Genomic DNA, 4,421 nt, shown 5'->3' with positions numbered 1-4,421 from the left:
ATGTTTTAAATGCTTTATAAGCGTATTTCAGCTTGTGTAGGTAAAAACCCAGAAATTTGATAAAGACATAAGGTGCACATAGTGCAAAAAATTAAACATGAGACACCAGATACGTGAGTTTTTTTGTCATTTAATCTGTACAGAGAAGATAAATAAATAGCTTCAGTTTCATGATAAGGGCGCTGGCGGAGTTTGTCAAGGAAGTTTTTTCGTTTCTGTTATATGGTTATGCAAGAAGTCTATTGTATGTTTACACTCTGCATTAAAGCTTTTAGTTAAGAGCATATCCATCCACCGCCGATAACTTGCTCATCTTTATACGCTACACAGGCTTGACCAGGACTGATGCCAAAGTAATCGTCGTTTAAAATGACACAGGCTTTATTTTTTTCGTCAGTTGAATGTATTGTTGCTAAACTTCCCGCATGTGATGATCTCAGCTTCACAGTTACTTCCATACCTTCCTTTGGTTGTTCTAACCAATTTAACTCCTTGATCAATATTTTTTTTTGCATTAATACGTTGATCGGACCTACTATAACCTCATTGTTTTCTGTATTAATTTTTATCACATAAAGAGGTTCATTGTGTGCGATACCCAAGCCCTTTCTTTGCCCCACTGTAAAATTTACTATGCCACTGTGCTCGCCTAGCACTTTTCCATTAACATCCACTATTTTACCTTTCTGTACAGATTGTGGAGCTAATTTAGCTATTGTTTTACTATAGCTTTCGGAAACAAAGCATATATCTTGACTGTCCGGCTTTTCAGAAATTTGTAAGCTGAAATACTTTGCTAATTTTCTTATATCACTTTTATAGAACCCACCTAGTGGAAATCGCAAAAGCTTTAACTGCTCCTTTGTTGTAGCAAACAGAAAATAGCTTTGATCTTTACTCTTATCAATGCTTCTACACAACTTTACCTCACCATTTTTTTCTAACCTTCTCACGTAATGTCCTGTTACGAGCACATCCGCACCAAGATTTTTTGTAACTTGCAATAGATCACGAAATTTTACCGTTTGGTTACATCTCACGCATGGTATGGGAGTTTCCCCACGCATATAGGTACTCGCAAAATCCTCTATTACTTCCTTTTTGAATATTTCCTCATAGTTTAAAATATAGTGAGGAAAGCCAACACTTTCAGCTACACGCTTAGCGTCATAAATATCCTGTCCAGCGCAGCATGCACCCTTTCTTGCGTTAGCATTGCCATCAGTGCCATATAGCTGAAGAGTTACACCTATCACCTGGTACCCAAGGTTATGTAGCAGTGCTGCAGCAACCGAGCTATCAACTCCCCCGGACATTGCAACAATAGCCTTGGTCTGGTGCGGAGCTTTATCTTTTAGCAGAGGTTCAATTTCAAATTCTTTTAGCATAATCGCCTTAATTTATAAACGCAAATCTTGTGTCATTCCAACATACAACTGTGCAAACGTTTTGATTTGGGGGCAATTTACATAGTAGATGATGTCATGAAAGTAGCTGACACTGGAATCTAGCTTCTATTACACAAATTCATTAAAACAGCATATTTATTTGTAATCAAGTTCCCTGGATCCCAGTGTTAGCTACTCGGATGACACCCTTTTCTGCTAGAAGTTGCCTTCAAATTACTTGGTGCATGACACTGGGATCTCATTTATATTACATAATTCCATCAAAACAATTCGATAAACTACCTTCAAAAATAATTTAATCTTGCTTGAATAAAACATGGCCAAAATAATCCATGTTTTCAAGCACTTTTCCACTACCTAAGGCAACACAACAAAGTGGGTCATCTGCAACACGAACCGGTAATTTTGTTGTTTCACTGATAACTTTACCTAGATTACGTAATAATCCACCACCACCGGATAAAACTATTCCTCTATCGACTATATCAGAAGAAAGTTCAGGTGGAGTGCTCTCCAGCGCAGTCTTAATAGCAGAAATTATCTGATGTACAGGCTCTATTAAACTCTCTGCAACTTGGTATTCTGATAAAAGCATTTCTTTTGGCATGCCACTCACTAAATCCCTGCCCTTAATTATCATTCCCTCTTTGTTATTTTCACCTGGCAGACTGGCTGAACCTATGCTTTTCTTAATTTTCTCAGCGGTTGTTTCACCGATTAATAATTTATGATTTTCACGAATATATGACTTTATTGCCTCATCCATAATATCGCCACCTACTCTGGCAGAACGTGAATAAACAATTCCACCTAAAGAAATAATTGCAACTTCAGTTGTACCGCCTCCTATATCAACAATCATAGAACCTTCAGGTTCGGTAACCGGGAGCCCAGCTCCGATTGCTGCAGCCATTGGTTCTTCAATTAAAAATACTTCATTTGCACCAGCACTTTCTGCTGCATCTTGTATAGCACGCCTTTCAACTGGCGTGGATCCAGATGGAACGCATATGATAATATTAGGTTTATTAACAGTGAATTTTGTGTTTGCACTGCGTATGAAATATTTTAGCATTTCTTCCGCACTTTTAAAATCAGCAATGACTCCATCTTTTAAGGGCCTTATCGCCTCTATCTCTCCAGGCGTTTTTCCAAGCATCATTTTAGCTTTTTTACCAAAAGCATAAGGAACGTAGCTTCCTTTTTCTTTTATTCTTGCTACAACTGAAGGCTCATCAAGCACTATTCCCTGATTTTTCTGATAAACTAAAGTGTTTGCAGTGCCAAGATCTATAGCAATATCGCTAGCGAATAAACCTTTGAAAGTGAAAAGGCTATAAAACTTTCCGGTTAATTTTCGAACAAAATTCATACATAACTCAAGAAAACCATTTATTAAGACAAATTATACTTTTCAGATAAGTAGTAAGTAACACACTCAACGTCTAAACCCTTACCTGTTACTTTTTTTAGCAGTTCCAGGCCACACTTTGCACTGTATATATTTTGAGATAACCAACTGATAAGTAAACTAAAATCTCCTTTTATTATAGCACTTAATGATTCGTAATGATTCTTTTTAACGCAAGAGAAAATCTGCACAGCAGCAATTAAAGCAATAATTTTTATAGGAAAGTAGCCCATAACACCGCTTGCCCAATATTCATCTTGAAAATAAGTGTTTAGCTCATTTTCAGCTTTTACTGGAATTTTATAGTGCTTCATACCTTCCAGCCACGCATCATGCAGGTCTTTGACTTCCAATGTACCATTTATTATATCTTGTTCTAACCTAGTTCTCAACATAATATGAGCTAACAGACTAAATTCATCTGCATTTTTTAAAAAAGAAGAAAGGTTTATTTCATTGAAAATCAAGTACAAATTTTCAACACTGCTAACTTTCTCGTTAGTTTTGCCTTTTATAGCAAATTTCTCTTTTATGTGTGGTTGAATAAACTCAATAAATTCTCTGGATGTTCCAATCATCCTTTCCATGAATAACCCTTGAGTTTCATACATAACATGTCTCGTAATTGGACTACTTATAGAATTTTGCGCTAAACATTTTTGATAAATTGCATAACCACTATGCCGTAAAAGTGAAAATAAACCATAACAAAAATCAGATTCATCATAATCTATAGGGTAGTAATAAGAAGTACGAATCTCATTTAGTGCAATACCCATTTGCTGTAAACATAATGAGCCAAGTTCAATCTGTTTCTGAGTAGCAACTTTTTGTATATTAGTAACCTTATCCTTTTTCTGCTTTTCAATTATTTTATCTACATTTTCGCTAAAAAATTTGCCTACCTTGGGGAATACTTCCCTTATATTCTTTTCTGTGATATCAGAGTCATAGTCAGCAAGCAGTGAGTCGTATTTTGAGCATTTTAATTGCTGCGATTTTATAGAAGCTACTTCGCGAATGAGTGTGATTAAATCAGTAAAACGTTCTTTTAGTTTTTCTAAGTTACTGGTTTCAGAATGAGATAGCTTCCATAAATTTTGGCATTCAACCTTAGCTTTGGATAAAGACTTTACTAAATCAATAGGAACAGCACTGTTGCTTTTATGTATTCTCTCTATTAACTTTAGCTGCTGAGTATTTGCACTTTTTTTGTTACCAAGAGCATCTGCTAATGATTCCTTTATTGCGTCATGAGAGATAATTTCATGTCTGATTTCTTCTAGAAGACTCATTTGTTCAACTTTGTCCTCTATATTCAATTGGCTTTGGTTTAGTACTTTTAGCGTATTTTCGATATTCTTTACCCTATATAATACTTCCTCTAAAAACTTATAAGATTGCATATTTGTTCATTATTTTAGAAAACATCTGTTTAATACCGTAATAGATTAATAATAAAGTTAAAAGTATATTTGCTTAAAGTACAATAAAAAATTGTACTTTTTATTCCTTTATTGGATTTTTCTACTCAGAGTCCAGCATATTATAGGAAAATTAATTGTAAGGTTGTAGAAAAAGTATTTAGTATTTTATTTCTC

At 35.0% G+C, this 4,421-nt stretch carries 3 protein-coding genes; all 3 read right to left on the bottom strand.

From position 1 onward, the window contains the following. Window positions 1–275 precede the first annotated feature (275 nt). The 3 genes from mnmA to ACIPNH_RS02360 all read right to left on the bottom strand — a co-directional run bounded on the left by mnmA (window position 276) and on the right by ACIPNH_RS02360 (window position 4,226). A complete protein-coding gene (mnmA, locus tag ACIPNH_RS02370) occupies window positions 276–1,388 on the bottom strand; it encodes a tRNA 2-thiouridine(34) synthase MnmA (RefSeq protein WP_264723799.1) in 1,113 nt (370 codons plus the stop codon). 316 nt (window positions 1,389–1,704) lie between these two features. Continuing rightward, window positions 1,705–2,781, bottom strand: a complete 1,077-nt coding sequence (locus tag ACIPNH_RS02365; protein WP_007548791.1) for a rod shape-determining protein — start codon at window positions 2,779–2,781, stop codon at window positions 1,705–1,707. 23 nt (window positions 2,782–2,804) lie between these two features. Next, the gene (locus ACIPNH_RS02360) at window positions 2,805–4,226 is read right to left on the bottom strand and encodes a gluzincin family metallopeptidase (RefSeq protein WP_010963135.1); all 1,422 of its coding nucleotides are present in this window, start codon (window positions 4,224–4,226) and stop codon (window positions 2,805–2,807) included. Between the last annotated feature and the right edge of the window lie 195 nt (window positions 4,227–4,421).

It is taken from the genome of Wolbachia endosymbiont of Drosophila barbarae (assembly GCF_044752445.1).
Classification (GTDB): domain Bacteria; phylum Pseudomonadota; class Alphaproteobacteria; order Rickettsiales; family Anaplasmataceae; genus Wolbachia; species Wolbachia pipientis.
Note: the sequence above shows the minus strand (reverse complement) of the source record. Positions and strands in the feature narration are given on the sequence as shown.

What these genes read in the sequence shown, in the direction of transcription:
- mnmA (WP_264723799.1), bottom strand. Translation starts at nt 1,388, where the DNA reads ATGCTAAAAGAATTTGAAATTGAACCTCTGCTAAAAGATAAAGCTCCG.
- ACIPNH_RS02365 (WP_007548791.1), bottom strand. Translation starts at nt 2,781, where the DNA reads ATGAATTTTGTTCGAAAATTAACCGGAAAGTTTTATAGCCTTTTCACT.
- ACIPNH_RS02360 (WP_010963135.1), bottom strand. Translation starts at nt 4,226, where the DNA reads ATGCAATCTTATAAGTTTTTAGAGGAAGTATTATATAGGGTAAAGAAT.